The organism is Enemella evansiae (assembly GCF_004362375.1).
GTDB classification, from domain to species: domain Bacteria; phylum Actinomycetota; class Actinomycetes; order Propionibacteriales; family Propionibacteriaceae; genus Enemella; species Enemella evansiae.
This window is the reverse complement of record NZ_SNXA01000010.1, coordinates 282894-305435: the sequence shown is the minus strand read 5'-3', so window position 1 is coordinate 305435 and position 22542 is coordinate 282894. Positions and strand designations below refer to the sequence as shown.

The 22542-nt window shown below is 69.7% G+C and carries 28 protein-coding genes; 20 read left to right on the top strand and 8 right to left on the bottom strand.

Annotation, left to right across the window (positions count from 1 at the left end; all coding sequences use genetic code 11):
- Positions 1-13 precede the first annotated feature (13 nt).
- From C8D81_RS12850 to C8D81_RS12830, 5 genes are all read left to right on the top strand, one after another.
- Positions 14-1003 carry a class I SAM-dependent methyltransferase gene (locus tag C8D81_RS12850; RefSeq protein ID WP_133626173.1) on the top strand — a complete coding sequence of 330 codons (990 nt, stop codon included), beginning with the start codon at positions 14-16 and terminating at the stop codon, positions 1001-1003.
- Positions 1004-1076: 73 nt separating this feature from the next.
- Positions 1077-1958 (top strand): YwiC-like family protein, encoded by an 882-nt coding sequence (locus tag C8D81_RS12845; RefSeq protein ID WP_133626172.1) that lies wholly within the window; start codon positions 1077-1079, stop codon positions 1956-1958.
- Between the two features lie 43 nt (positions 1959-2001).
- Positions 2002-2892 carry a D-hexose-6-phosphate mutarotase gene (locus tag C8D81_RS12840; protein ID WP_166646802.1) on the top strand — a complete coding sequence of 297 codons (891 nt, stop codon included), beginning with the start codon at positions 2002-2004 and terminating at the stop codon, positions 2890-2892.
- Positions 2893-2954: 62 nt separating this feature from the next.
- A complete protein-coding gene (locus C8D81_RS12835) occupies positions 2955-3551 on the top strand; it encodes a lysoplasmalogenase family protein (protein ID WP_094356672.1) in 597 nt (198 codons plus the stop codon).
- Positions 3552-3622: 71 nt separating this feature from the next.
- Complete coding sequence (locus C8D81_RS12830; RefSeq protein ID WP_094430710.1) at positions 3623-4636, top strand: transthyretin-like family protein; 1014 nt, start codon at positions 3623-3625, stop codon at positions 4634-4636.
- Positions 4637-4682: 46 nt separating this feature from the next.
- Here the strand turns inward: C8D81_RS12830 and C8D81_RS12825 are convergent, their stop codons facing one another.
- Positions 4683-5735: a sulfate/molybdate ABC transporter ATP-binding protein gene (locus C8D81_RS12825; RefSeq protein WP_133626170.1), complete on the bottom strand. Its 1053-nt coding sequence runs from the start codon at positions 5733-5735 to the stop codon at positions 4683-4685.
- Positions 5732-6499 (bottom strand): ABC transporter permease, encoded by a 768-nt coding sequence (locus C8D81_RS12820; protein WP_229117634.1) that lies wholly within the window; start codon positions 6497-6499, stop codon positions 5732-5734. Before C8D81_RS12820 ends, C8D81_RS12825 begins: the two co-directional genes overlap by 4 nt.
- Positions 6500-6749: 250 nt before the next feature.
- On the opposite strand from C8D81_RS12820, the gene C8D81_RS12815 reads away from it, so the two are divergent.
- Complete coding sequence (locus tag C8D81_RS12815) at positions 6750-7955, top strand: ATP-binding protein (protein ID WP_094356676.1); 1206 nt, start codon at positions 6750-6752, stop codon at positions 7953-7955.
- Positions 7956-8196: 241 nt separating this feature from the next.
- Here the strand turns inward: C8D81_RS12815 and C8D81_RS12810 are convergent, their stop codons facing one another.
- Positions 8197-8580 (bottom strand): hypothetical protein, encoded by a 384-nt coding sequence (locus C8D81_RS12810; RefSeq protein WP_133626169.1) that lies wholly within the window; start codon positions 8578-8580, stop codon positions 8197-8199.
- A 24-nt stretch (positions 8581-8604) separates the two neighbouring features.
- Positions 8605-9021 (bottom strand): helix-turn-helix domain-containing protein, encoded by a 417-nt coding sequence (locus C8D81_RS12805; protein ID WP_094430718.1) that lies wholly within the window; start codon positions 9019-9021, stop codon positions 8605-8607.
- 348 nt (positions 9022-9369) lie between these two features.
- Here C8D81_RS12805 and C8D81_RS12800 point away from each other — a divergent pair, with 348 nt between their 5' ends.
- The 8 genes from C8D81_RS12800 to C8D81_RS12770 all read left to right on the top strand — a co-directional run bounded on the left by C8D81_RS12800 (position 9370) and on the right by C8D81_RS12770 (position 13360).
- Positions 9370-9918 carry an Asp23/Gls24 family envelope stress response protein gene (locus tag C8D81_RS12800; protein WP_094430720.1) on the top strand — a complete coding sequence of 183 codons (549 nt, stop codon included), beginning with the start codon at positions 9370-9372 and terminating at the stop codon, positions 9916-9918.
- A gap of 65 nt (positions 9919-9983) precedes the next feature.
- On the top strand, positions 9984-10160 hold the full coding sequence (locus C8D81_RS20980) for a hypothetical protein (RefSeq protein ID WP_166646801.1): 177 nt from the start codon (positions 9984-9986) through the stop codon (positions 10158-10160).
- A 3-nt stretch (positions 10161-10163) separates the two neighbouring features.
- Positions 10164-10595, top strand: coding sequence for an Asp23/Gls24 family envelope stress response protein (locus tag C8D81_RS12795; RefSeq protein WP_229117632.1), 432 nt, complete (start codon positions 10164-10166; stop codon positions 10593-10595).
- Positions 10592-11140 (top strand): DUF6286 domain-containing protein, encoded by a 549-nt coding sequence (locus C8D81_RS12790; RefSeq protein WP_094356685.1) that lies wholly within the window; start codon positions 10592-10594, stop codon positions 11138-11140. The genes C8D81_RS12795 and C8D81_RS12790 overlap by 4 nt, the downstream gene beginning before the upstream one ends.
- Before the next feature lie 46 nt (positions 11141-11186).
- The gene (locus tag C8D81_RS12785; RefSeq protein ID WP_208109269.1) at positions 11187-11819 is read left to right on the top strand and encodes an Asp23/Gls24 family envelope stress response protein; all 633 of its coding nucleotides are present in this window, start codon (positions 11187-11189) and stop codon (positions 11817-11819) included.
- On the top strand, positions 11816-12463 hold the full coding sequence (locus tag C8D81_RS12780) for an RNA polymerase sigma factor (RefSeq protein WP_094404445.1): 648 nt from the start codon (positions 11816-11818) through the stop codon (positions 12461-12463). The genes C8D81_RS12785 and C8D81_RS12780 overlap by 4 nt, the downstream gene beginning before the upstream one ends.
- Before the next feature lie 5 nt (positions 12464-12468).
- Positions 12469-13002, top strand: a complete 534-nt coding sequence (locus C8D81_RS12775) for an Asp23/Gls24 family envelope stress response protein (RefSeq protein WP_208109268.1) — start codon at positions 12469-12471, stop codon at positions 13000-13002.
- Entirely contained in the window at positions 12986-13360 is a 375-nt protein-coding gene (locus C8D81_RS12770) for a hypothetical protein (protein WP_094356689.1), read from the top strand. The genes C8D81_RS12775 and C8D81_RS12770 overlap by 17 nt, the downstream gene beginning before the upstream one ends.
- Here C8D81_RS12770 and C8D81_RS12765 read toward each other — a convergent pair.
- Positions 13342-14760, bottom strand: a complete 1419-nt coding sequence (locus tag C8D81_RS12765; RefSeq protein ID WP_133626168.1) for an aminotransferase-like domain-containing protein — start codon at positions 14758-14760, stop codon at positions 13342-13344. The two genes, C8D81_RS12770 and C8D81_RS12765, sit on opposite strands and share 19 nt — an antisense overlap.
- Here C8D81_RS12765 and C8D81_RS12760 point away from each other — a divergent pair.
- Positions 14759-15688: a DMT family transporter gene (locus C8D81_RS12760; protein ID WP_094430722.1), complete on the top strand. Its 930-nt coding sequence runs from the start codon at positions 14759-14761 to the stop codon at positions 15686-15688. The genes C8D81_RS12765 and C8D81_RS12760 overlap by 2 nt on opposite strands.
- Positions 15689-15754: 66 nt before the next feature.
- A complete protein-coding gene (locus C8D81_RS12755) occupies positions 15755-16921 on the top strand; it encodes a hypothetical protein (protein WP_094404442.1) in 1167 nt (388 codons plus the stop codon).
- Here C8D81_RS12755 and C8D81_RS12750 read toward each other — a convergent pair.
- Positions 16905-17780, bottom strand: a complete 876-nt coding sequence (locus tag C8D81_RS12750; RefSeq protein WP_094404441.1) for a DMT family transporter — start codon at positions 17778-17780, stop codon at positions 16905-16907. The two genes, C8D81_RS12755 and C8D81_RS12750, sit on opposite strands and share 17 nt — an antisense overlap.
- A gap of 22 nt (positions 17781-17802) precedes the next feature.
- Here C8D81_RS12750 and lhgO point away from each other — a divergent pair, with 22 nt between their 5' ends.
- Positions 17803-18978: an L-2-hydroxyglutarate oxidase gene (gene lhgO, locus C8D81_RS12745; protein WP_094430724.1), complete on the top strand. Its 1176-nt coding sequence runs from the start codon at positions 17803-17805 to the stop codon at positions 18976-18978.
- 165 nt (positions 18979-19143) lie between these two features.
- On the opposite strand, the gene C8D81_RS12740 is transcribed toward lhgO, so the two are convergent.
- Positions 19144-20511: an aspartate aminotransferase family protein gene (locus C8D81_RS12740; RefSeq protein ID WP_094404439.1), complete on the bottom strand. Its 1368-nt coding sequence runs from the start codon at positions 20509-20511 to the stop codon at positions 19144-19146.
- A gap of 235 nt (positions 20512-20746) precedes the next feature.
- Here C8D81_RS12740 and C8D81_RS21630 point away from each other — a divergent pair, with 235 nt between their 5' ends.
- Together C8D81_RS21630 and C8D81_RS21625 are read left to right on the top strand one after the other, a co-directional pair.
- Positions 20747-21319 carry a hypothetical protein gene (locus C8D81_RS21630; protein ID WP_229117630.1) on the top strand — a complete coding sequence of 191 codons (573 nt, stop codon included), beginning with the start codon at positions 20747-20749 and terminating at the stop codon, positions 21317-21319.
- Positions 21316-21585 (top strand): Ada metal-binding domain-containing protein, encoded by a 270-nt coding sequence (locus tag C8D81_RS21625; RefSeq protein WP_094404437.1) that lies wholly within the window; start codon positions 21316-21318, stop codon positions 21583-21585. The genes C8D81_RS21630 and C8D81_RS21625 overlap by 4 nt, the downstream gene beginning before the upstream one ends.
- Here C8D81_RS21625 and C8D81_RS12730 read toward each other — a convergent pair.
- Positions 21575-22054 (bottom strand): NUDIX hydrolase, encoded by a 480-nt coding sequence (locus C8D81_RS12730; RefSeq protein ID WP_094402448.1) that lies wholly within the window; start codon positions 22052-22054, stop codon positions 21575-21577. The two genes, C8D81_RS21625 and C8D81_RS12730, sit on opposite strands and share 11 nt — an antisense overlap.
- Before the next feature lie 65 nt (positions 22055-22119).
- Between C8D81_RS12730 and C8D81_RS12725 the strand changes: the two genes are divergently transcribed.
- Positions 22120-22527, top strand: a complete 408-nt coding sequence (locus C8D81_RS12725; RefSeq protein ID WP_094356699.1) for a PPOX class F420-dependent oxidoreductase — start codon at positions 22120-22122, stop codon at positions 22525-22527.
- Positions 22528-22542: the final 15 nt, after the last annotated feature.

Sequence of the window (22542 nt, the reverse complement as noted above, 5' to 3'; positions counted from 1 at the left end):
TAACATCCACCCCGTGGATCCGGTGGATTCCCTGATCTGGGACGAGGCGCAGGAACTCATCGGCGATACCGACCCCGGCCCGGTCCTGGTGCTGGACTCGCCGGCGCTGGCGGCCGCGGCCCGCGAGCGCTGGCCGCGGGTCCGGGCGTACGCCGACCTGCTCGGCTCCGGATCCGACTCCGACGCTCTGGACGCCACCGGGGCAGGCCTGGTGCTCGGCCGGTTGCCCAAGTCACTCGGCGCCCTGTCGGAGTACGCCCAGCGGATCGCGGCGGCCGCCGATGAGGGCGTACGCCTGCTGCTCGGCGGCCGGGTGAAGCACATGACCCGGTCGATGAACGACACCCTGGCCACCCGATTCGCCGAGGTGCGCGCCTCCCGCGGCCGGCAGAAGTCCCGGGTGCTGCACGCCGGCGGGCCGCGGCCCGGTCCGATCGACTGGCCGCGCCGCCAGCACCACGACGACCTCGGCCTCACCCTGTACGCCCACGGCGCGACCTTCGGCGGCACCAAGGTGGACCCGGGCACCCGGCTGCTGGTCGGCGCCCTGGACCAGCTCACCGGCCCACCGGCTGCGGCGGTCGACCTGGGTTGCGGCAACGGCACCCTGACCGCGCTGCTGGCCCGCCGCGGGTGGCCGGTCACCGGCATCGACAACTCCCGCGCCGCGGTGGCCGCGACCCGGGCCACCCTGACCGGCAACGGGCTCGACGGCCGGGTCGTGCTGGCCGACGGTCTGACCGGCGTACCCGACGACTCGCTCGACCTGATCGTCTGCAATCCGCCGTTCCATGTCGGTACCGCGAAGGACTCGACCCCGGCCCTGCGGATGTTCGCCGACGCCGGCCGGGCGCTGCGGCCCGGCGGGGAGTTCTGGGCGGTCTGGAACGCCCACCTGCCCTATCTGCCCGCGCTGCGTCGCGGCATCGGCCCGACGACGATCGTCACCCGCGACCCCCAGTTCATCGTCACTCGATCAACTTCCGTCACAAACCCAATATGAGGATCTTGTCAGGTGGTCAGTTTCTTAATCCATTCTTGGTCAACTGCCCGAAACGCCGCGTAGTTTCGCCCGAGTGAGTACTTCGCTGCCTCGACCTGCGCTCGTCGCGGTCGGCCAGCGACCCGGGGGACATACCGAGCGCTGGCTGCCCGATCATCCGGGGGCGTGGCTGATGCTGCTCTCCCCCGCGTTGATCGCCGCCGTGGCCGCGATCAGCGAGCAGGGTGACGCGCCGAGCCACCTGTGGCCGATGCTGCTCTGCTGGGTGTTCGCCCGCTGCGCCTACAGCGCCGCGGCCCCGCTGCTCGCCGAGCGGCAGGCCGGCGGACCGGTCGCACTGATCGAGCGGCATGCCTGGTGGCGACCCCGCCCGGTGCTGGTCTGGGCCACCCTGGCTGCCATCTGTGGCTGCCTCGCGGTGGCCGAGTCCGGGTGGCGGCTGCTCGGCTGGATCGGGGTCTATCTGCCGCTGACCGCACTGGCCCTCTGGCTCTCCGCCCAGGGTCGGCATCGCGGCGCGCTCACCGGGATGCTCAGCGTGGCCGCCGCCTGCCTGGTCCCGCTGACCCTGCTGCACCCGGATCCGGCACACCTGGCGCTCGCCGCGGGCGGTGCCGGTCTGACCCTGGTCAGCCTGGCCTACCTCTGCGGTGCCGCGCTGCACCTGCGCGCCCTCACCCCGCACCGCACCCTGACCCGCCGCCGGCTGGTGTCGGTCGGCTGGCACGCCCTGGTCACGGCGATCGCGGTGGTCGCCGCCGCGGCCGGCGGCTCGGGCGCACCGTGGGCGGTGTTCTTCGGCCTGACCATGCTGCGCGCACTGCTGGTACCGCTGCTCGGCCCGACCCTGGGGCGGACCGTCACACCGCGCGTGGTGCTCGGCGCGGAGGCGGTGCTGGCCGTCGGTTTCTGCGGGCTGGCGATCTCCTCGCTCGCCGCGATCACGCTGAGTTGAGGCGTACCGACAGGGAACTCCTGTTGGTGCAAGGATGTGCCCCATGTTCGAACGCCAGGAAGCCACCCCGCGCGAGTTCGGCCGATGCACCGGCGACGTCCCCAACCCCGATGGTGCCCCCGGCCACTTCCTGGCCGTCGACCACGGCGCCCAGGTGCTCGACTGGCGCCCCGACGGCGCCGGCGATCCGGTGCTGTTCACCTCGACCCGCGCCGAATACCGGCCCGGCAAGGCGATCCGTGGCGGCATCCCGGTCTGCTTCCCGTGGTTCGGACCCGGCCGCAGCGGCCGCAAGCGCCCGGCGCACGGGTTCGCGCGGCTCTCCGAATGGCAGTTGGCCGGAGCCCGGGAGCAGGGCGGTGTGACCACCCTGGACTGGCACTTCGACGAGACGTTGATCCCCGAACTGGACCATGTGGATCCGCGCCGCAACAACTTCACCGTCGACTACCGGCAGGTCTTCGGCCGCGATCTGGAACTGCACGTCTCGGTCCGCAACACCGATACCCGCGGACCGCTGGTCTTCGAGCTCGCCCTGCACACCTATTTCCGGGTCGGGGACGTGCGCCGGATCGAGGTGCACGGGTTGTCGGGGGCGGACTATTTCGACCAGGTGAGCGGCGAGGAGCGGACCCAGATCGGCCCGATCCAGTTCGACGGTGAGGTCGACCGGGTCTACGCCTTCGGTGACACCGCGGTGATCGCCGACCCGGTCCTGGGCCGCCGGATCACGCTCGACCAGTCCAGCGCCAATCGCACCATCGTCTGGAATCCCGGCCCGGACAAGGCCGCGGCGATGAGCGACCTGGACTTCGACGAGTGGCCGCAATTCGTCTGCGTCGAATCGGGCAACGTCCGCCACGCCGCGATCCATCTGCAGCCCGGTGAGAGCCACGAGCTGTCGGTCCGTATCGGCGTGGAGGAGTTCGCCTGAGCCCGCCGCCGCTGCCCCACCACCGGGCCTGGTGGGCGTACGCCGGCACCTCGGCCCTGCAGTTGACCGGCTTGTTCACCGGGCAACGCTGGCTCAGCGCGTCGATGCAGGTGCTGCTGATGCCGATGCTGGCACTCGTCGCGGTGCGCCTGCCCGCCGGGCGACTGCGTACCGGGGTGCTGGCCGCGCTCACCGCATCCTGGGTCGGTGACACCGTGCCGCGATTCGTCGCCCCCGAGGTCGGATTGCCGGTGCTGCTCGGTTGCTTCGCGGTGGCCCAGGCGATCTGGGTGGTCACCCTGTGGCGGGGTTCGATGCGCCCCGGCCGGCGGGGCCGGGTGCTGGCCACCGCGGCACTCGCGCTGGCCCCGAGCGTGTGGGTGGTGCTGCGCTGCCTGCCCACCGCGGGGGCGCTGACGCCGGCGGTGATCGGCTACGCGGCGCTGCTGCTGGCGATGGTCGCACTGATCGCGGCCCGTGGCCCGCTCGGCGTGGCCGGCGGGTTGCTGTTCTGGATCTCCGATGCGCTGATCGCGGTCACCACCTTCGTCCCCGGTTGGCGCTTCACCGGTTCGGAGGTCGCGATCATGTCGACCTACGCCGCCGCCCAGGGCCTGATCGTCGCCGCCCTGCTCCGCGAATCCCGCCCCCCTCGGTGATTCCTCCCGGGAATCCGGCCCCCCGGTGGCACCATGGACGGGCCGTCCTTCCCCGGCGTCCGGAGGCACCGATGCATCGACCTCGCACCGCGCTCGCGGCCGCGGTGGCCGTGCTGGCGCTGGCCCCCGGCATCGCCACCCTCCCCGGCCCATCCCAGGCGTACGCCGCCCCGCTGACCACCCCCGCCCCGCAGGCACCGCAGGCGCCCGCACCGACCGAGCTGGAGGTGTCGCTGGAGCGCCCGGACTGGCGGCTCAAGGAGCGGATCGTCGCCAGCGGCCGGTTGACGATGAACGGGCAACCGGTGGCGAACGCGTCGATCAAGCTGGGCATCGACGGGGACGTGGAGAGCTACCCCTATCGGGTCACCACCGGAGCCGACGGGACCTGGCGGTTCGAGTTCTGGGTGGAGGACTTCTGGGGGTTCGGCGAGCACGGCCTGTACGCCCAGTTCGAGGGGGACGAGACCCGGGCCGGCGCCTGGACCCGGACCCCGTTCAACGTGCTGCCGAACACGGCCTCACCGACGGTGCTGACCGTCAACCCCTATCCGGCACCGGTCAACCCGGGGCAGAAGGTGCAGATCTCCGGCAGCCTGCGCCGCGACGACAACCAGCCCGCGGTCCGTTCCCAGATCCAGGCGGTGGTCGATCCGGCGACCGGGGCCCGGGAGTTCACCAGCACCGACGAGCAGGGCAACTGGACCCTGGAGATCACCGTGCCGCGGTACGCCGGTGACTGGAGCCGGGAGTTCCCGCTCTATCGGGTGCGGATCGATCTGGCCTACGAGTTCGCGCTGATGCCGGCCCAGCAGGAACTGCAGTTGACACTGGCCCAGCCGCCGCCCCCGGCACCGGCACCCACCCCGATCGAGGTGCCGACGCCGACCCCCGAGCCCACGCCGACGACCATCCCCGCCGGTGCTGGGGCGACACCGACCCCGGCGACCCCGCAGCGCCGGGTGGGTGCGATGCTGCTGCCCGCCTGGATGGTCAACCCGGCCAACGGGGTGGCGGTCGGCGGGGTGCTGCTCACCCTGGTCGGCGCCGCGCTGATCTCCCACGGCCGCAGGAGAACTCGCTGAACTGACGTTCCTCGAGTGGGCCGCCCGCGGCCGTGTCGAGAGGGACTCAGCGCTCGAGGAGCTCGACCTCCTGGGCCTTGACGACGAACCAGCAACCGTCACCGATACCGAGATCGAGTTCGGCCGCGGCCGCCGGGGTGATGTCGGCGGAGAGGTCACCCAGGTCCTCGTGCCGGCCGCGCAACCGGATGCCCTCGGCGTACGCCTCCAGCGCGGTCAACCGGACCAGCCAGCTGTTGCGGGGGCTGCCGTGCGGGGGCTGCAGGTGGACCGAGACGGCCGCGGGTCGGAACAGCGCCAGCCCCGGTACCGGGCCGGTGTCGGTGGTCGGGGTCGCGAGCAGCCCGTTGACCGCGGTGTCGCCGGCGAGCAGCTGGTGCCCGATCAGCCGGCCGCTGACCAGGTTCACGCCGGCGAACCGGGCACCGAAGCGGCTGCGTGGTCGGCTGAGCACCTGGCGTACCGGGCCCTGTTCGACCACTTCTCCCTGCTCCAGCACGATGATCCGGTCCGCCAGCGCGAGCGCGTCCAGCAGATCGTGGGTGACGATCACCGCGGTACGCCCGGTGTCGCGGAGCACGCGGCGGAGCACCTGGCGCAGCTCGGCGGCGACCTCCACATCGAGCGCGGCGAACGGTTCGTCGAGCAGCAGCAGCCGCGGCTCGGCGGCCAGTGCCCGGGCGATCGCCGCGCGTTGCGCCTGACCGCCGGAGACCTCGGCAGGTTTCCGACCGGCGAGTTCGCCGATCCCCACCAGGGTGAGGAATTCCTGCGCCCTCGCCCTCGACTCGCGACGCCCCGCACCGGCGGAGCGGGGTGCGAAACCGACATTGTCGGTGAGGTCCAGGTGCGGGAACAGCATCGCCTGCTGGGTCAGCGAGACGATCCGCCGGCGATGCGCCGGTACGCCCCAGAGGTCGTCCCCGGCGAGCTCGAGGGCACCGTCGTCTGCTTCCAACAATCCCGCGATCACCTTCAGCAGTGTGGATTTCCCGGCGCCGTTGGGTCCGACGACGGCCACCACCTCGCCCTCGTCGAGCGTCAACTCGGCCTGCACCGATCGCTGCTCGTGCCGGACCCGGGCACTGAACCAGGTCATCGGCGTACCCCGCGATGGGTGAGCGCGACGATCACCGCGGCCAGCACCAACAGCAGCAGTGACAGCGCGACGGCGGCATCGGGATCGACCTCGCGCTGCAGATAGATCTCCAGCGGCAGGGTCCGGGTGACACCCTGCAGGGAGCCCGCAAAGGTCAGTGTGGCACCGAATTCGCCGAGGGCACGGGCGAAGGCGAGCACCGCACCGGACGCCAGTCCGGGCAGCACCAGGGGCAGCGTGATCCGGCGCAGTACGGTGCCCGGCCCGGCGCCCAGGCCGGCGGCCACCTCCTCGTAGCCGACCGCATTGCTGCGCAGCGCCCCCTCCACCGAGAGCACCAGGAATGGCAATGACACAAAGGATTGCGCCAGCACCACCGCTGTGGTGCTGAAGGCGATCGAGATCCCGGCCGCCTCCAACTGGGCACCGAGCAGACCGCGGCGACCGAAGGCCTGCAGCAGCGCGATCCCGCCGACCACCGGGGGCAGCACCAGCGGCAGCAGCACCGCGGTGCGCAGCAGGTTCTGCCCGGGGAAGCGGGTGCGGGCCAGCAGCAGGGCCAGCGGTACGCCGAGCAGCAGGCAGATGAGGGTGGCGGCGAACGCGGTACGGATGCTGAGCAGCAGCGCCGACACCGATGCCTCGGTGCTGATCAGCGAGCCGAAGTCGGCCCAGTCCACCCGCAGTACCAGCCCGAGCAGCGGTACCAGCACCAGTCCGGCGCCCAGAACCGCGGGCACGAGGATCCAGCGCGGCAGCGTCACGATCCGCAGCCTATCCAGCCCGAGGTGACCCCGCCGACCCCTAGCGTTTGCGTTCGGAAACCCGCGTTGGTTTCTGGGCGGCGTCATCCTTGGAGGGGGATGGCGCCGCCGCTCATCGACCACGCTCATCGAGCAGCTCGGCATGCGGAGCGAAGCGGAGCAATGCCGAGCGTGTCGAGATGCCTGCGACACGATCACCCTCTCTGCCGAGATCTGCCGAATCCACTAGACGAGCCCATACAGTGCGATCGTGGATCCGATCAATAACCCGTACGCCCCCGGCGCCGGTCAGCGGCCGCCGGAGCTGGCCGGCCGCGACGAACAGCTGCGCGCCTTCGATGTGGTGCTGGAACGCGTCGGCAAGGGGCGCCCGGAGCGTTCGATCGTGCTGACCGGGCTGCGCGGGGTGGGCAAGACCGTGCTGTTGAACACGCTGCGCTCCGCCGCGGTACGCCGGGGTTGGGGTTCGGGCAAGTTCGAGGCGCGACCGGACCAGGGGTTGCGGCGGCCGGTGAGTGCGGCGTTGCACACCGCGGTCCGCGAACTGGCCCATCCGAGCAGCGACGACGTCTCGCACGTGCTCGGGGTGATCAAGTCCTTCGCCCTGCGCGATTCGCCGGCGAATGCGAAACTGCGGGACCGCTGGCAACCGGGTATCGACGTGCCGGCGACCCCGGGTCGAGCGGATTCGGGTGACATCGAGATCGACCTGGTGGAGCTGCTCAGCGATGTCGGCGGGCTGGCCCAGGATGTGCAGAAGGGGGTGGCGATCTTCATCGACGAGATGCAGGATCTGCGCCCCGAGGACGTCTCGGCGCTCTGCGCGGCCTGTCATGAGATCAGCCAGAACGGGCTGCCGGTGATCGTCGTCGGGGCCGGGCTGCCGCACGTGCCGGCGGTGCTGTCGGCCTCGAAGTCCTATTCCGAAAGGCTTTTCCGCTATCAGCGGATCGACCGGCTGGACATCGAGTCGGCGGCGCAGGCACTGCAGTCACCGGCCCGTGACGAGGGCGCGGAGTTCTCCGCCGAGGCGTTGGCGGAGATGTACGCCGCGACCGGTGGCTATCCGTATTTCATCCAGGCGTACGGCAAGGTCGCCTGGGATCTGGCACCGGTCTCCCCGATCGGCGCCGCCGATGTGCGAATGGCCGCACCGGAGGCCGAGGCCGAGCTGGCGATCGGCTTCTTCGGCTCCCGGTTCGAACGCGCCACCCCGGGCGAGCGGGAATACCTGCGCGCGATGGCCGACGTGGCGTACGCCACCCTCGACGAGGACGGCAATCCCGCGGAGTCGGTGACCACCTCCGAGGTGGCGAAGGAGTTGGACCGCAAACCGCAGTCCCTCTCCCCCGCCCGCGATGCCCTGCTGAAGAAGGGATTGATCTATTCCGGTGAACGCGGCCGGATCGCCTTCACCGTCCCGCACTTCGGCCGGTACCTGCGCGGTCAGGGCTGAGCTGACCCGCGCTGACGATCCAGCCGATCCTGGGCGCATTCAGGTAGTGGACCCTGGGGTGAAGTCGATGGTTTGGAGGAGTTGGCGTACGCGTTCTGCGAACTGCGGGCATTGCGCGGACTTGAGTGAGGCGACGAGGTCGACTTCGTCGGCTCCGCGCGCGAGCTGGTGCTGGATCTGTTGACATGCCACGTCAGCGACGGCTCTGGGCGCGCTGTCACTGACAAGGAGAAAGAAGTCGTCAGTGCGGTAGATGTCGTAGGGCAGCTGGTCCGCGACGCGATCCCATCCGGTGTCGTTGGTGAGCAGGGATGTCGACCTGTGCATGGACAGCGGCGCCGTGGACATGGCTGTCGTTGATATCGGCGCCGGGAAAATCGCCCACGGGATAGTCGCGGATCATTTCGTCGAGTGTTTGGGTGATGAGTTCGCGAGTCCGGGCCATGACTCCCCCGGCCATGTGGGGATACCGGCGGCGGATCGAGTGGATGGTCTCGGCAAGGATGTCTTCGGTGGATGCCAGCGTGAACATCTGCGTCCCTGTCTGCAACTTGAGCATGAGAAGCCAGTCGCGCAGGGTGCGGGGATGGAGCACGTTGGCATCCACCAGGACGCGTGTTGTCACGTGTGCAGCGTAACGCTGCCCATGTCAGTCCAGGTTGTGTTCGGACTCGATCTCCAACAGTTCGGCCAGCGCGGCTCGCTGCTCTTCCAGCCGTGCACGGCGGAATTGAAGAACATCGTCGCGGCGCAGTCGGTGGTGAGTTCCGACCTTGCGAGCTGCAAGCTCGCCGGCAGCGATCTTTTTCATCAGGGTGCCTCGGGAGATTCCGAGAACATCAGCGGCTGCCGAGGTGGTGAGTTCGGCTGGCATCGTGCCGACTTGGATGGTGCCACCTCGGGCGATCGAGTCGACGACTTGCAGCAGAACGGTGAGCAGTTCGTCACTCACCGTGCGCTGTTGCGACCCGTCGGTGAGGATGAGCGACGTGCTCTTGGGGTTCAGCGATTCGCGCAGGTCCTGGGCCTGCCGTTGGGTGCGTTCAGCGACCAGAACCTTGGTCATCAGCCCTTCCCTTCCCTCAAGTTCGGCCAGCTCGCAGCGGTATCAGCACTCACTAGCACTTGCAGACGATACATCATGACAGTTATAGGTGCCAATCATGGGTGTGGTCCCAGCTCGACAATGATCGCGGTATCACGATCCATCGAATCCTCGGCGCATTTCCCCCACCCTGGAGCACTCGCGGGATGTACGCAGGGTTCGATGGATCGCGGTCCGGCTGCCGAGCTCGGACCTGCTCGAAAAAAACTTCAGATTCATTCGTGACGACCTCGTACCCCGTGACGTCTATCAAGTGTTGGCATTTGGTTGGGGCCGACGTTCTGGTCGGCCACGAATGAAGGAGTGAGCATGTCGAACATCCCCCAGACCGGACTGCAGCAGGACCGCGCCCGTGAGGCCGAGGCCCGCGAGCAGGAGAAGCAGCGCAAGCAGCAGGAGCAGGATCGTCAGAGCGAGCAGTCCCCGAAGCCGCGCGGTCCGCTGCAGACCTCGCGCGGTGTGACCACCCTGGACGATGTCGTGGTCGCGAAGATCGCCGGCATGGCTGCCCGTGAGGTCCCGGGCGTCTACGACATGGGCAACGCGGTACGCCGTGCGTTCAGCGCGGTGACCGACCGGATCCCGAACGCCCAGACCAACGTCGCCGGCGGCATCAGCGTCGAGAAGGGTGAGACCCAGGCTGCGGTCGACGTCACCGTGGTCACCGAGTACGGCGCCTCGATCGTCGAGGTCGGCAACGCGATCCGTCGCAACATCATCGACCAGGTCGAGAACACCACCGGCCTCGAGGTCATCGAGGTCAACGTGAACGTCGCCGACGTGCACCTGCCGAGCGAGGACAACAACAACGGCTCCTCCTCCGGCGGCCAGAGCACCCGCAGCAACGAACTGAAGTGACCAGCCAGACGTCAGGTGGGGCCCGACAGCGGGCCCCCCTGACGTCCCGATCAAGGAGTCTTGTCATGAAGACAACACATCTCGCCCTGATGGTGGCCCTCTTCCTCGGCGCGGTTCTCGCGTTCGGAGGCTTCGCCAAACTCATTCTCGTGATCGTGTGCGGCGTGATCGGCCTGGCCGTCGGCCTGGCGATCGAGGGTCGCATCAACATCCAGGGCCTCACCGACCGCCAGAGGCGGTAAACCATGAACAGCAGGAGCAGCGGGGTCCTGATGGACACCCGCACCGAAGCGACGACGCCCACCCCCAGGCGTGCTGCCCCCGAGGAACAGCGGGGCAGCACGAACATCCCGGCCAAGGTGGTCGCCAAGATCGCCGAACAGGTCGCCGCCGAGGTGTCCAACGTCGGTGCCGCCGCAGGCGGCGTGCTCGGCGTCGGCGCCCGCCGCGATTTCGACGCCCGCCCGACGGTCGAGTGCGAGCTCTACGGCCACGTCGCGGTGCTGCGGATGGATGTCGGGATGGCGTTCCCGACCAACCTGGTCGCGGCCGCGCGCAGTCTGCGCGAGCACGTCCGTGACCGGGTGGAATACCTGACCGGCCTGGAGGTCGGCCGACTCGACATCCAGATCTCCTGGTTGAACCCCGAGAGCCGAGTGAGGAGTGAGCTGCGATGAGTGCGACCCCGCGCCGGCTCAGCCGGCGACCGGCCCGAGTCATTCCGGTCACCATCCTGGCCGTCGTGCTGGTGGCGATCGGTGCCCTGGGCGCCTGGATCCTCGGCACGCTGCTGGTCACCGGCACCTGGCCCGCCCAGGCCGTCGGCCCGATCAACAGCACTGCCGGTACCCGGCTGGACTCGCCCGCCGCGATCACCGCGGCCGGTGTGCTGGCCGTCTTGGGACTGATCATGGTGTTGGCCGCGATCATCCCCGGAAAGCGTTCTAAGGTTGACATTCTCGGTGGCGACGTGCCCGGCGAGACGGTCATCTCCGATCGCGATCTGGCCCGCCGGATCCGACTGCGCACCGAGCAGATCGATGGCGTGCACAGCACCCAGGCCCACGTCAGCCCGCGTCGGGCCGAGGTGACCGTGCGCACCGTCGTCGACGATGTCGCACCGGTCCGCGAAGCCACCCGCGCCGCCGCCGAACAGGCCGTGGCAGAGTTGCGGCCGACGGCCCCGATGCGCACCCAGGTACGCGTCCAGCGGATGAAGTGAAGGAGGCTAGACAATGCGTTCCATCTCCGGAGCAAGAAATCGAGTGGTGCTGATCATCTTCGGCATCCTCTCGCTGGCCGCGGCCACCTGGCTGGGCTTCGCCTACTTCGGGCTGGCCAACCGTTGGCCGCAGGCCTCGATGATCCTGGCGGAGGGCTCGTCCACCGTCGGTTCCATCGCCAGCGACAACCGGGTCTGGCTGCTGCCGGTCGCCGCGGTGCTCAGCGTCCTGGCGGTGATCATCGGCATCGCGCTGCTGGTCACCCAGGTGCCCGCCCAGACCCCGACCTCGCGGCTGCGCCTCACCGACGGTGACGGCACCCTGCTCGCCACCGTCGACCCGGATGTGCTGGGTCGGGCGCTGAGCGAGCACGCCGAGCAGGTCCCGGGCGTACTCGACGCCGACGTGCGGGTCACCGGCGCGGCGAGCTCGGTCTGGCTGCAGGCCTCGGTCACCATCGCCGAGGACGCCGAAGCTGCCTGGTCCATCGAGCAGGTACGCAGCCGGCTCGCCGACGATGTGGCGAACGCGCTGGATCGTCCCCCGCGGCAGGTCGACGTGCTCGTCCACCTGCGGGCCAAGGGCTCCGGTTCGAGCACCGTCGCCCAGTCCGTCACCCCGCGCCGCTCCGGCGCCGAGCTTGAACCGCAGCCCGCGGTCCAGGGTTCGGGGTCATGAGCGACGGGCCGATCGACAGCACCGTGACCGAGAACACCCCGGCCAACGATCTCGCCGAGCGCTCCTTGCTCGGCGAGATCGATGACCGACAGCTCATCCTGCGGGCCCAGGACGGTGAGACCGAGGCGTTCGGACAGCTCGTCGATCGCTATCAGGGCCGTCTGTTCCGGACGGCGTACATGATTCTCGCCGACCGGCAGGACAGCGAGGACGTGGTCCAGGAGACCCTGATCCTCGCCTGGAAACGCCTGCACCTGTTGGAGAATCCGGCCGCCTTCCGCGGTTGGGTCTCCCAGATCTGCAGCCGGCGCGCCACCGACATGGTCCGGCGGCGCGCCCGGCGGCAGACCGATGCGCACGATCCGGAGGATCTGCAGCTCGAGAGCAACGGCATGGCCGATGGCTCCCGGCGCTCGCGGGTCGATCCGGCGCACACCACCGAGGTCAACGCGCAATTGCACGCGCTGGCCCAGATCCTCGCCACCCTGGATTCCGAACTCCGGGTCTGCTGGGTGCTGCGAGAGATCGAGGAGCTGAGCTATCGCGAGATCGCGCAGACGCTGAGCCTGACCGAACCAACGGTGCGCGGCCGGATCGCGCGGGCCCGCACCCAGATCATCCAACGGATGGAGGAATGGAGGTGAGCCCCATGGAACCAGACGATCGAAGCCCTGACCGGGGGCCGCAGGAGGGGGACTCCGCCGCTGACCAGCGCTACCTGGATCTGGTCCGCTCGGTGCACCGGGAATGGGACGAACTGGAGGCCCGCGGGGACAGCTCGGTGCAGCTCTCCCAGCAGGCGGTCTCCAGCATCAAGGAGGCCGTCCGAGTCGACGCCAGGCACGGTGCGCAGGTCACGATGCCGCCCACCGAGGCCGGGCCCTACACGCTCACCGAGCTGGCGTTGCGGACCCTGGTGCGCTCGGCGGTGGACGAGGTGCCGGATGCCCTGGCGCTGCGTACCACCGTCGACTACGCCGACTCCGAGGACAACTCGGTACGCGCCCGTGGCCTGCCGGAGCGGGTCAAGGTCCGGTTGTCGGTACGGCTCGGCACGCCCGATCTGATCGGTGTCGCCGAGCAGGTCCGGGAGTCGGTACGCTCCGCGTGCCGGTCCAACCTGGAGCTACCGGACATCGTCGTTGATATCCACATCGAGGATCTCTATGAGTACGCCAGCTAGTACGCCGACCACCACCACGACCGCCGCGGAGCTGACCAGTGTGGTCACCGCCATTCCCGGGGTCCGCGGCATCGAGCCGGGGATCACCAGCACGCTGCGCGCCCTGGACGCCCGGATCCGGCGCTCCCAGGCCAGCCAGGCCCGGTACGGGTTGATGGTCGAGCCGGACCAGGGCACCGTCACCGTCGAGATCGGGGTCGACAGCTCCCGACCGGTCCGCGACATCGTCGAGGACACCCAGCGCGCGGTCCAGCGGGCCATCGACGACAGCGATGCGGCGTCGATGACCGTGCTGGTACGGGTGCAGTCGGTGGCGACCAGGGAGACCCCGGAGAACGCTCAGTCCGTCACTCCCTGACGGGCCAGCGCGGCAGCGAGAATCCGTGCCCCGGTGGTGAATCCGCCGGGGTCGGGTCCGCTGAAGTTCAACCGGAGGAAGTTCCCGGGCTCCTCCCCCGGGAACCACTCCACCCCCGGGCCGAGGAGCAGGCCATCGGCCCGGCAGTCACGCGCCAGCCGGGCGGCATCGACGACATCGGGCAACCGGATCCACAGATTCAGCCCGCCGGCCGGCACGCCCTGCACCTGCGCCGCCGGCGCCTCCAGCGCCAGCGCGGCGATCAGCGCGTCGCGACGGGCGATCAGTTGCCGACCCAGGCCCCGCCGGTGGGTGCGCCAGCCGGACTGGCTGACGACATCGTGCGCGACCGCCTGCAACACCCCGCTGACATACATCGATTCGGCCCGGGTGGTCGCCAGGATCCGTTCCCGGACGGGGCCTCGGGCGATCACCCCCGCGACCCGCACCGCGGGCGAGACGCTCTTGGTGAGCGAGCGGAGATGGATCACGTGGCCGTCACCGTCCTGGGCCGCCAGCGGCACCGGTGGGGGCACCATCCCGAAGTCCCGGGCCCAGTCGTCTTCGATCAGGAAGGCGCCGTGCCGGCGTACCAGTTCCAGCACCCGGTCCCGCAGGTCCGCCGACCAGAGCGCGCCGGTGGGATTCGTGAACGTCGGTTGGGCATAGAGCACGCGGGCCCCGGTACGCCGCAGCGCCCGCTCGAGCTCGTCGGCGTCGATGCCCTCGGGACCGGTCGGGATCGGAATCAACCGGATACCGGCCTGCCGGGCCGCGAGGATCGCACCCCAATAGGTGGGCGACTCGATCAACAGAGTGCCGCCAACCCCAACCAGGGCACGAAAGCTGGCACTCAGGGCACTCTGGCTGCCGGGCAGCACCAGCGCATCCCGGGCGACCGGGGCGGCGATGCCGTCACCGGTCACGCTCGCCAGTTCCCGCGCGAACCAGGCCCGCAGTTCATCGGTACCGGCCTCCGGTGGCCGCTGCACCACCGCATCGTTGCGGGCGGCCCGGGTGAAGGCGGCCCGGACCAGGCGTTCGGGCAGCAGCTCCCGATCCGGATAGCCCGAGTGCAGGGCGATCGCCTCCGGGGGTGCGCTGGCCAGCGAACTGGTCCGCTGCGGTTCCCGCGGAGCGGCCTCCCCCAGTGCCCCGGTCTGCCAGCCGAAATCGCTGCTCGCCAGCCGGCGTACCTCGCGGACGAAGTTGCCCACCCCCGGCCGCGTCTCGACGACACCGGCCGCCACCAGCGAGCGGACCGCCTTCTGCACCGTCGCCGGGCTGACCTGGTGCTCGGCGACCAGCTGGCGGGTGGAGGGCAGCCGCATGCCCGGGGCCGAAGCATCCACCCAACGGCGCAGAGTTCCGGCCAGTCTCGCCGTGCTATCGTCATTCATGACAGCACACAGTAGCGCTACTCGCCCGAAACGGTCACCGCTTTCCACCTCGTCGAATGGACTGTGGTGGGGCCTGCTGGGCGTGCTGGCCTTCTCGTTCACCGTGCCGCTGACCCGTGTCGTGGTCGCCGACGGGGCGTTGCCACCGCTGTTCGTCGGCGCCGGTCGGGCCGTGGTGGCCGCGGCACTCGCCGCACTCGCCCTGATCTGCACCCGGCAGCCACGCCCCCGTGGCCGGCAGTGGCTGCGGCTGGCGGTCGTCGCGGCTGGGGTGGTCGCAGGTTTCCCATTGCTCACCTCGTACGCCCTGACAGCGGTCCCGGCGAACCACAGCGCCGTGGTGATCGCGCTGCTGCCGGCCGCCACCGCGGTGCTCGCCGCCCGGCGCGGCAACGAGCACCCACCCCGGCGGTTCTGGCTGCTGGCCGGTCTCGGCGCGGTGCTGGCCGTCGGTTTCGCGGCCCTGTCCGGCGGCGGCGCGCTGGTCGGTCTGCGCGCCGCGGACCTGCTGCTGCTCGGCGCGGTGCTGGCCGCGGCGATCGGTTATGCCGAGGGTGGCCTGCTGGCCCGCGAACTCGGCTCCTGGCAGACCATCTCCTGGGCCCTGGTCATCTCCACGCCGGTGATGCTGGCGCTCACCCTGGTCAGCATCGCCCGCCAGCCGCCGGCGGCCAGCCTCGGGCAGTGGGCCGTCTTCGGCTATCTCAGCGCGGTCAGCATGTTCCTGGGCTTCTTCGCCTGGTATCGCGGTCTGGCACTCGGCCCGATGTCGCGGGTCAGCCAGGTGCAGTTGGTGCAACCGGTGTTCAGCATCGCCTGGGCGGCGCTGCTGCTCGGCGAACCGCTCACCTGGAGTGTGGTGCTCGGCGGCCTGGCCGTGATCGGTTGCGCCGCACTGGCGGTCCGTGCGCGGATTGCCCCGCGCTGACGGAGCCGCTGCGGCGTACTGCACCGGACGGCAACTATCCTGCACAGTCAGGAAAGGAGCGCTCCCTTGCAGACCGAAGAACTCCTGCGAACCGTGTTGGCACCCGGTGAAGCCGTGCTCTGGTCGACGCAGCGGCCACGCCGACGACCCAGCTTCGGCGGGCTGGTCGGCGGGGCATTCGTGCTGCTGTTCATGACCACCGTTCTCAGTGGGCTGCTGACCGGACTGTGGGGCACGGTGGCCAACAGCTTCGGCGGGCTGTCCTTCGGCGGCCTCACCGGCTCCTGGCCGGTCATCTTCGGGCTGTGCCTGCTCGTGCTGCTGGCGACGATGGGGCGCCGGCTCTTCGGTGGGACACCGCCGCAGCTCCAGGCCGTCACCGATCGCCGGGCCCTGGTCGCCGAGGTGCGCCGCGACGGTACGCGGATCGTGGACGAACAACCCCGGGAGACCCTGACCCATCTCACCCGGGTCCAGGAGCGCGGTCGGACCGATCTGCTCTGGCGGGTCGAGGTCCACCAGAGCACCCGGAGCAGTTCCAGCTCCAGCCGCAAGAGCTACCGCCGCCACGGGTTCCTGTGGCTGACCGACACCGATGCCGACGCCGCGGAGGCCGCCCTGCTGGATCCGCAACGACATGCCGAGGCACCCGATCCGGGCCTCCAGATGGGCCGCGTACCACCGGAGGAGCAGCGGCTGCTCGGTGACGTGCTGCTGGCCGGCGAGCGGGTCACCTGGTGCGAACCGGCCCGCACGAGCGAGATCCAGCGCCAGCGGGGGCCGATCGTCTTCGCCGGTTGCGGGATCGTGCTGCTGCTGGTGATCTTCGGCTTCGCCTTTGTCGGGATCAGGACCATCCGTCCGACCGAAGGGTTTCCGTTGCCGCTGATCATCATGGGTGCGGTGTTCGCGGGATTCATCGCGCTGATGACCCGCGGGGTCCACCGCGAGTTGCGGGTCCGGGCACTGGACGATGCGGCGTACGCCGTCACCCAGCTCCGCGCGCTGACCGCGATGCGCACCGACGACGGAACCCTGCTGGTGAACAGTTTCCTGCCCGCGGCGGTCGCCGGGAATCCACGCCCGACGCCCGGTCCCGAGGGAGCCGACTTCGTGTTCGGGGAGAAGACCCCACTGCCGCTGCAGTTCCTGATCGAGCAGGACGGTTTCCACCGGGTGCGCGACGCCGAGGGTGCCAGCGCGGCGCTGCACCGGTTCAGCCAGGCGCGCTGATCACCGAGCGCCGATTCGCCAGCCACACCCCGACCACGACCAGCGCGCCCCCGAGCAGCACCGTGATCGAGAGCCGCTCGTGCAGCGCCACCGCGCCGATCACGATCGCCAGGATCGGCACGAAGAAGATTCGTGAGGTGGTCCGTCCGGCGCCACCGGTGCTGACCAGCCAGAAATAGAGCAGCCAGGCGATCCCGGTACCGACGGCGCCGGAGATGACCAGCCCGATCACCGGAACGAGCCCCCACCGCATCGGCGGATCGCCTTGCAGCACGGACAATCCGGCCAGCACCGCGCCGCCGACGAGGAACGGCAGGGCCACCGACCAGCGCGGGTCGACCCGATCGGAACAGCGTCGATAGGTGAGCGTGCCGAAGGTCCAGGCCACCGCCGAACCGATCGCGCAGAGCACCCCGACCAGTGACACCCGGCCACCGAGCGCGTCGGCACTGACCACGACGATGCCGGCGAAGGCGGTCAGCAGCCCGATCAGCTTCGCGCGGCCGAGGGGTTCGCCGAGCACCGGTGCGGCGAAGACCGCGACCAGGACCGGTTGCAGATAGATCAGCACCGCGACCAACCCGGACGGCAGATTCTGCAGCGCATAGGTCTGCAGCCCGGTGAAGCCGACCACATTGCCCAGAGTGAGCAGCAGATAGCTGAACCAGTTGTCCCGCAACCCGGGCCCGCGACCGCTGGCGATCGCGACCGGCAACAGCAGCAGCGCCCCGATCAGGCAGCGGCCCGCGGCGACCTGAAAGGGTGAGAAGCCCCACAGGGCGATCTTGATGGTGGCCAGCGTCGCGGCCCAGCACACGATCAACACGATCGTGCCGAGGAGCTCGCTGCGGCTGCGCACCCGGTCAGCCTAGTGTGGACCCATGTCCCAGGTCGTGATCGTCGGTGCCGGCATCATCGGGTTGGCCACGGCGCGCGAGTTGTTGCACCGCGGTCACCGGGTGGTCGTGGTGGACAAGGAATCGCGGGTCGCGCAGCACCAGACCGGACACAACTCCGGGGTGATCCACTCCGGGCTCTACTACCGCCCCGGATCGTTGAAGGCACGGCTCTGCACGGCGGGTGCGGTCTCGATGGTCGAGTACGCCCGCAGCCACGACGTGGCGGTCGAGGTGACCGGCAAGCTGGTGGTCGCGACCAGCCCCGAGCAGTTGCCGGCGCTGGCCGAACTGGAGCGCCGCGGGACCGCCAACGGCGTGCCCTGCCGCCGGATCGATGTGGCCCGGGCGCGGGAGTACGAGCCGCACGTCCGGGCCCTGGCGGCACTGCGCGTCGATTCCACCGGCATCGTCGACTATCCGGGGATCTGCCGGGCGCTCGCCGATGAGATCGTGGGCCTGGGCGGGGAGATCTGGCTCGACGCACCGGTCACCGGCATCGTCACCGACGAGCGCGGTGTCCGGGTTCGCGCCGGTGGCCTCGACCTGCGCGGCGACGCGCTGGTGAACTGTGCGGGCCTGCAGGCCGATCGGATCGCCCGACTGGCCGGGGTGGAGCCGGGCTTGCGGATCATTCCCTTCCGTGGTGAGTATTTCGAGCTGACCGCGTCGCAGCGACACCTGGTGCGCGGGCTGATCTATCCGGTACCCGATCCCACGCTTCCCTTCCTCGGTGTGCATCTCACCCGGATGATCGACGGCGGTGTGCACGCCGGGCCGAATGCGGTGCTGGCGCTGGCCCGCGAGGGGTATCGCTGGCGGGACGTGGTGCCCGGTGAGCTGGCGGAGTCGGTGAGCTGGCCGGGTCTGTGGCGACTGGGCCGCCGCTTCTGGCGTACCGGGATCGGCGAGGTCGCGCGATCGCTGTCCCAGCAGCGATTCCTGGCCAGCCTGCGCGAGCTGGTACCCGAGCTGGGCGACGACGCACTGGTCCCGGCACCGGCCGGGGTACGCGCCCAGGCGCTGCGCGCGGACGGCACCCTGGTGGACGACTTCGCGCTCGTCGAGGGCCCGCGCCAGTTGCATGTGCTGAACGCCCCCTCCCCCGCCGCGACCGCCTCCCTGGAGATCGCCAAGGAAATCGCCACGTTCATCGAGTAGTGACCCGGCGAAGCGGAGCGGCAGCAACGGAGTTCCTCTCGACACGCTCGCCGCGCGAGCTACTCGAGGAACGTGGTTTCGACTCGCTGGCGATCACCCCGTTCATCGAGTAGTGACCCGGCGCAGCGAAGCGGAGCCGGGACACGTGTCGAGATGAACGTGGGGTCAGCCCTGGTAGTGCTGGTCGGCGACGTCGAGGGCCTCGTCGATGATGTCCAGGCCGCGGCGCAGTTGGTCGTCGGGGATGTTCAGCGCCGGTACCACATGGATCCGGTTGAAGTTCGAGAACGGCAGCACCCCGCCCTTGAGCACGGCGGCGACGACGTCGTTCATCGCCGGGCTCGAGGAACCGTACGGGGCAAGGGGTTCCCTGGTCTCGCGGTTGCTGACCAGCTCGATCGCCCAGAACGCGCCGACCCCGCGGACCTCGCCGACCGCGGGATGCTTCTCGGACAGTTCGAGCAGTTTGGGCCAGATGATCTCCTCACCGAGCCGCGCGGCGTTCTCGACGACCTTCTCCTCGGCCATCGCGTTGATGGTGGCGACCGCGGCGGCGCAGGCCAGCGGATGCCCGGAATAGGTGAGCCCGCCGGGATAATTGCGGGTGCCGAAGGTCTGGTAGATGTCATTGGACATGATCACCCCGCCGAGCGGCACGTAACCGGAGTTCACCCCCTTGGCGAAGGTGATCAGATCCGGGGTGACGCCCTCGCGGTCGATGGCGAACCAGTTCCCGGTCCGCCCGAAACCGGCCATCACCTCATCGGCGATGTACATCAGCCCGTATTCGTTGCAGAGTTCGCGAACCCCGGCCAGATAGCCCGGTGGCGGCACCATGATGCCGGCGGTTCCGGGAATGGTCTCCAGGATGATCGCCGCGATCGTCGACGGGCCCTCCAGTTTGATCACGTTCTCCAGGTGCGTGAGGGCTCGCTCGCATTCCTCGGATTCGCTGCTGGCGTTGAAATAGCTGCGATACAGGAACGGGGTGAAGAAGTGCACGGTGCCGGCATCGCCGTTGTCGTTGGCGATCCGGCGCGGGTCACCGGTGACGTTGATCGCCAGATCGGTACCGCCGTGGTAGGAGCGGTAGGCGCTGAGCACCTTGCGGCGGCCGGTGTGCAACCGCGCCATCCGGACCGCGTGCTCGTTGGCGTCCGCACCGCCATTGGTGAAGAAGACGTGCTCGAGCCCCTCGGGTGCCAGTTCGGTGATCAACCGAGCGGCCTCGGAGCGGGCATCGTTGACGTGCTGTGGGGCGAGGGTGACCAGCGTCTGCGCCTGGTCGACGATCGCCTGCACCACCTTGGGGTGCTGGAAACCGAGGTTGGTGAACACCAGCTGCGCGGACAGGTCGATCAGCTCATTGCCCTCCCCGTCCCAGACCAGCGACCCGTCCGCCTTCACCACGGTGAGCGGTTTGAAGGTCTCCTGGACCTGCCAGGAATGGAAGACGTGGGCGCGATCGAGTTCATACGCCTCCCGACCGGCCGCCAGTTCGGCCTCGGTCGGTGCCTGACTGTTCTCACTCATGGGTGGCCCTCTCTCGCGTGCTGTCCTCGGGACCAATGAACCACAGGTGCCCCGGACGCCGGGAGAGGGTGTCCAGCGTCACCACCGACTTTGGTGGCGATCCGATAACAACGCTGGCGCCGCGATCCACCGGAGGGCACGATGTGCCCAGATCAGCCAGGAAAGGCCACCCATGAGCATGCCCACCGAACCCCGCGGACCAGAGATGGTCCCTCCGAATCCTTCCGGGCAGCCGGTGTCGCCGAATCCTGCGTACCCGCAGAATCCCGCGTACCAGCCGGGTCAGACCTACCAACCGAACCCGTCGTACCCGCCGGCTCCGGTCTATCCCGGTGCACCCCAGTCGCCTCCCGATCTGAGCGTCGAGGCACCGGTGGAGCGCGTCGGCCGCGGGTTGGCGTTCTCCCTGGTCGCCATCCCGGCGGGGGTGGTGGCGACCGTGATGCTGTGGAAGCTGGGGTTCATCGCCTCGCTCATCCCGTTCCTGCTCGCCGGGCTCGCGGTCTGGCTCTATGCCCGCGGTGCCGGGACGCAGGCCCGGCGTGGTGCGCCGGCGCTGATCGGGGTCATCCTGGTCGGTGTCGCCGCCAGTCTGGTGTCGATCGTGGCGACCGACATCTGGACCGCCTACCCGGAATACGGTGCCGCCAGCGGGATGAGCCGGGCCGAGTTCGTGCTGGTCAATCTGCTCCGGCCGGACCTGTGGGGCGCTTATCTCGCGGACCTGGTGATCTTCCTGCTCTTCGCGGCGCTCGGTGTGATCGGCACGGTGATCCGGTTGGCGAAGGCTCCCGCGGCGTCGGCGTGACCTATCGGCTGCTCGGCCTGGACGGCACGGCGTACGCCTCGGCGGTGCCGGGCACGCTCGGCGGCCATCGGCGCAGCAGGATCTACGGCCGGCTGGACTGCCCGGGCGCGTTGCGTGCCCTGGCGCGCGGCGGGCCGTACGCCCGATATCGCGTCTTCTTCGCCGACGAGGACGCCGCGGTGGCGGCCGGCTACCGACCCTGCGCGGTCTGCCTGCCGGAGGCCTACCGGCGCTGGCGCGACGGCACCGGCCCCGTCAGCGGGTGAACCGGGCCGGACCGGGCTCGGCGAGCGCCTGCTGGACCGCGCGCTGGAAGCGTTCGTTCATCGGCGGCAGCGCATCCGGTGGGAACCAGCCGGCCTCGGTGTTCTCACCGTCGGCCGGATGGGGTTCACCGGCCAGGTATCGCAGCGCGAAGCAGTGGTCGACGAACTGACTGCGATCCCCGTTGTCATAGGTGACCGGGCCGACCACCTCGACCGAGACCAGCCACTCGCAGACCGCGGTGATCCCGGCCTCCTCGAGCACCTCCCGTTCGGCCGCGACCGCCGGCGGCTCCCCCGGATCGACGATCCCGGTGACCGGCGTCCACTGCCCGTTGTCGGCGCGGCGCACGCAGAGCACCCGCGGTTGCGGCGTACTCCGATCGATGACGACCGCGGTCACCCCGGGCAGCCAGAGCAGTTCGGTACCGATCTTTTCCCGCAACCGAAGGATGAAATCTGGGGTCGGCATGCGTTCAGCCTAGAGACCGCGGTGACAGACTGCTGTCGCGAACCGACGCATGACCAGGAGGAGCAATGTCCAAAGGTGCACCCACCGGCAAGGTGATGGATCTGCTGCGCGAACCCAATCCCGCGGTGATGGCCACCGTCCGATCCGACGGCCAGCCGGTCAGCGTGGCGACCTGGTATCTGATCGAGGACGACGGCCGGGTGCTGTTCAACCTGGACGCCGAACGGGTCCGGCTGCAGCACCTGAAGAACGACGGCCGGATCGCGCTCACCGCGATGAAGGACGGCGAGTGGTACACCCACGTCAGCATCCAGGGCCATGTCGTCGAGGTCGTCGACGACCCGGACCTGGTCGACATCGACCGGTTGGCGAAGCACTACACCGGCAAGGAGTATCCGACCCGGGATCGCAAGCGGGTCTCGGTACGGGCCGAGATCGACCGCTGGCACGGCTGGGGCGACGCCAAGGAGTGATCCCCCGACCCTAGG

Bases quoted from the DNA above. Each gene is read 5' to 3' on its own strand.
- C8D81_RS12840 (WP_166646802.1), top strand. From the start codon at position 2,002: ATGTTCGAACGCCAGGAAGCCACCCCGCGCGAGTTCGGCCGATGCACC.
- C8D81_RS12830 (WP_094430710.1), top strand. From the start codon at position 3,623: ATGCATCGACCTCGCACCGCGCTCGCGGCCGCGGTGGCCGTGCTGGCG.
- C8D81_RS12825 (WP_133626170.1), bottom strand. From the start codon at position 5,735: ATGACCTGGTTCAGTGCCCGGGTCCGGCACGAGCAGCGATCGGTGCAG.
- C8D81_RS12805 (WP_094430718.1), bottom strand. From the start codon at position 9,021: ATGACCAAGGTTCTGGTCGCTGAACGCACCCAACGGCAGGCCCAGGAC.
- C8D81_RS12800 (WP_094430720.1), top strand. From the start codon at position 9,370: ATGTCGAACATCCCCCAGACCGGACTGCAGCAGGACCGCGCCCGTGAG.
- C8D81_RS20980 (WP_166646801.1), top strand. From the start codon at position 9,984: ATGAAGACAACACATCTCGCCCTGATGGTGGCCCTCTTCCTCGGCGCG.
- C8D81_RS12795 (WP_229117632.1), top strand. From the start codon at position 10,164: ATGAACAGCAGGAGCAGCGGGGTCCTGATGGACACCCGCACCGAAGCG.
- C8D81_RS12790 (WP_094356685.1), top strand. From the start codon at position 10,592: ATGAGTGCGACCCCGCGCCGGCTCAGCCGGCGACCGGCCCGAGTCATT.
- C8D81_RS12780 (WP_094404445.1), top strand. From the start codon at position 11,816: ATGAGCGACGGGCCGATCGACAGCACCGTGACCGAGAACACCCCGGCC.
- C8D81_RS12775 (WP_208109268.1), top strand. From the start codon at position 12,469: ATGGAACCAGACGATCGAAGCCCTGACCGGGGGCCGCAGGAGGGGGAC.
- C8D81_RS12770 (WP_094356689.1), top strand. From the start codon at position 12,986: ATGAGTACGCCAGCTAGTACGCCGACCACCACCACGACCGCCGCGGAG.
- C8D81_RS12760 (WP_094430722.1), top strand. From the start codon at position 14,759: ATGACAGCACACAGTAGCGCTACTCGCCCGAAACGGTCACCGCTTTCC.
- C8D81_RS12765 (WP_133626168.1), bottom strand. From the start codon at position 14,760: ATGAATGACGATAGCACGGCGAGACTGGCCGGAACTCTGCGCCGTTGG.
- lhgO (WP_094430724.1), top strand. From the start codon at position 17,803: ATGTCCCAGGTCGTGATCGTCGGTGCCGGCATCATCGGGTTGGCCACG.
- C8D81_RS12740 (WP_094404439.1), bottom strand. From the start codon at position 20,511: ATGAGTGAGAACAGTCAGGCACCGACCGAGGCCGAACTGGCGGCCGGT.
- C8D81_RS12730 (WP_094402448.1), bottom strand. From the start codon at position 22,054: ATGCCGACCCCAGATTTCATCCTTCGGTTGCGGGAAAAGATCGGTACC.
- C8D81_RS12725 (WP_094356699.1), top strand. From the start codon at position 22,120: ATGTCCAAAGGTGCACCCACCGGCAAGGTGATGGATCTGCTGCGCGAA.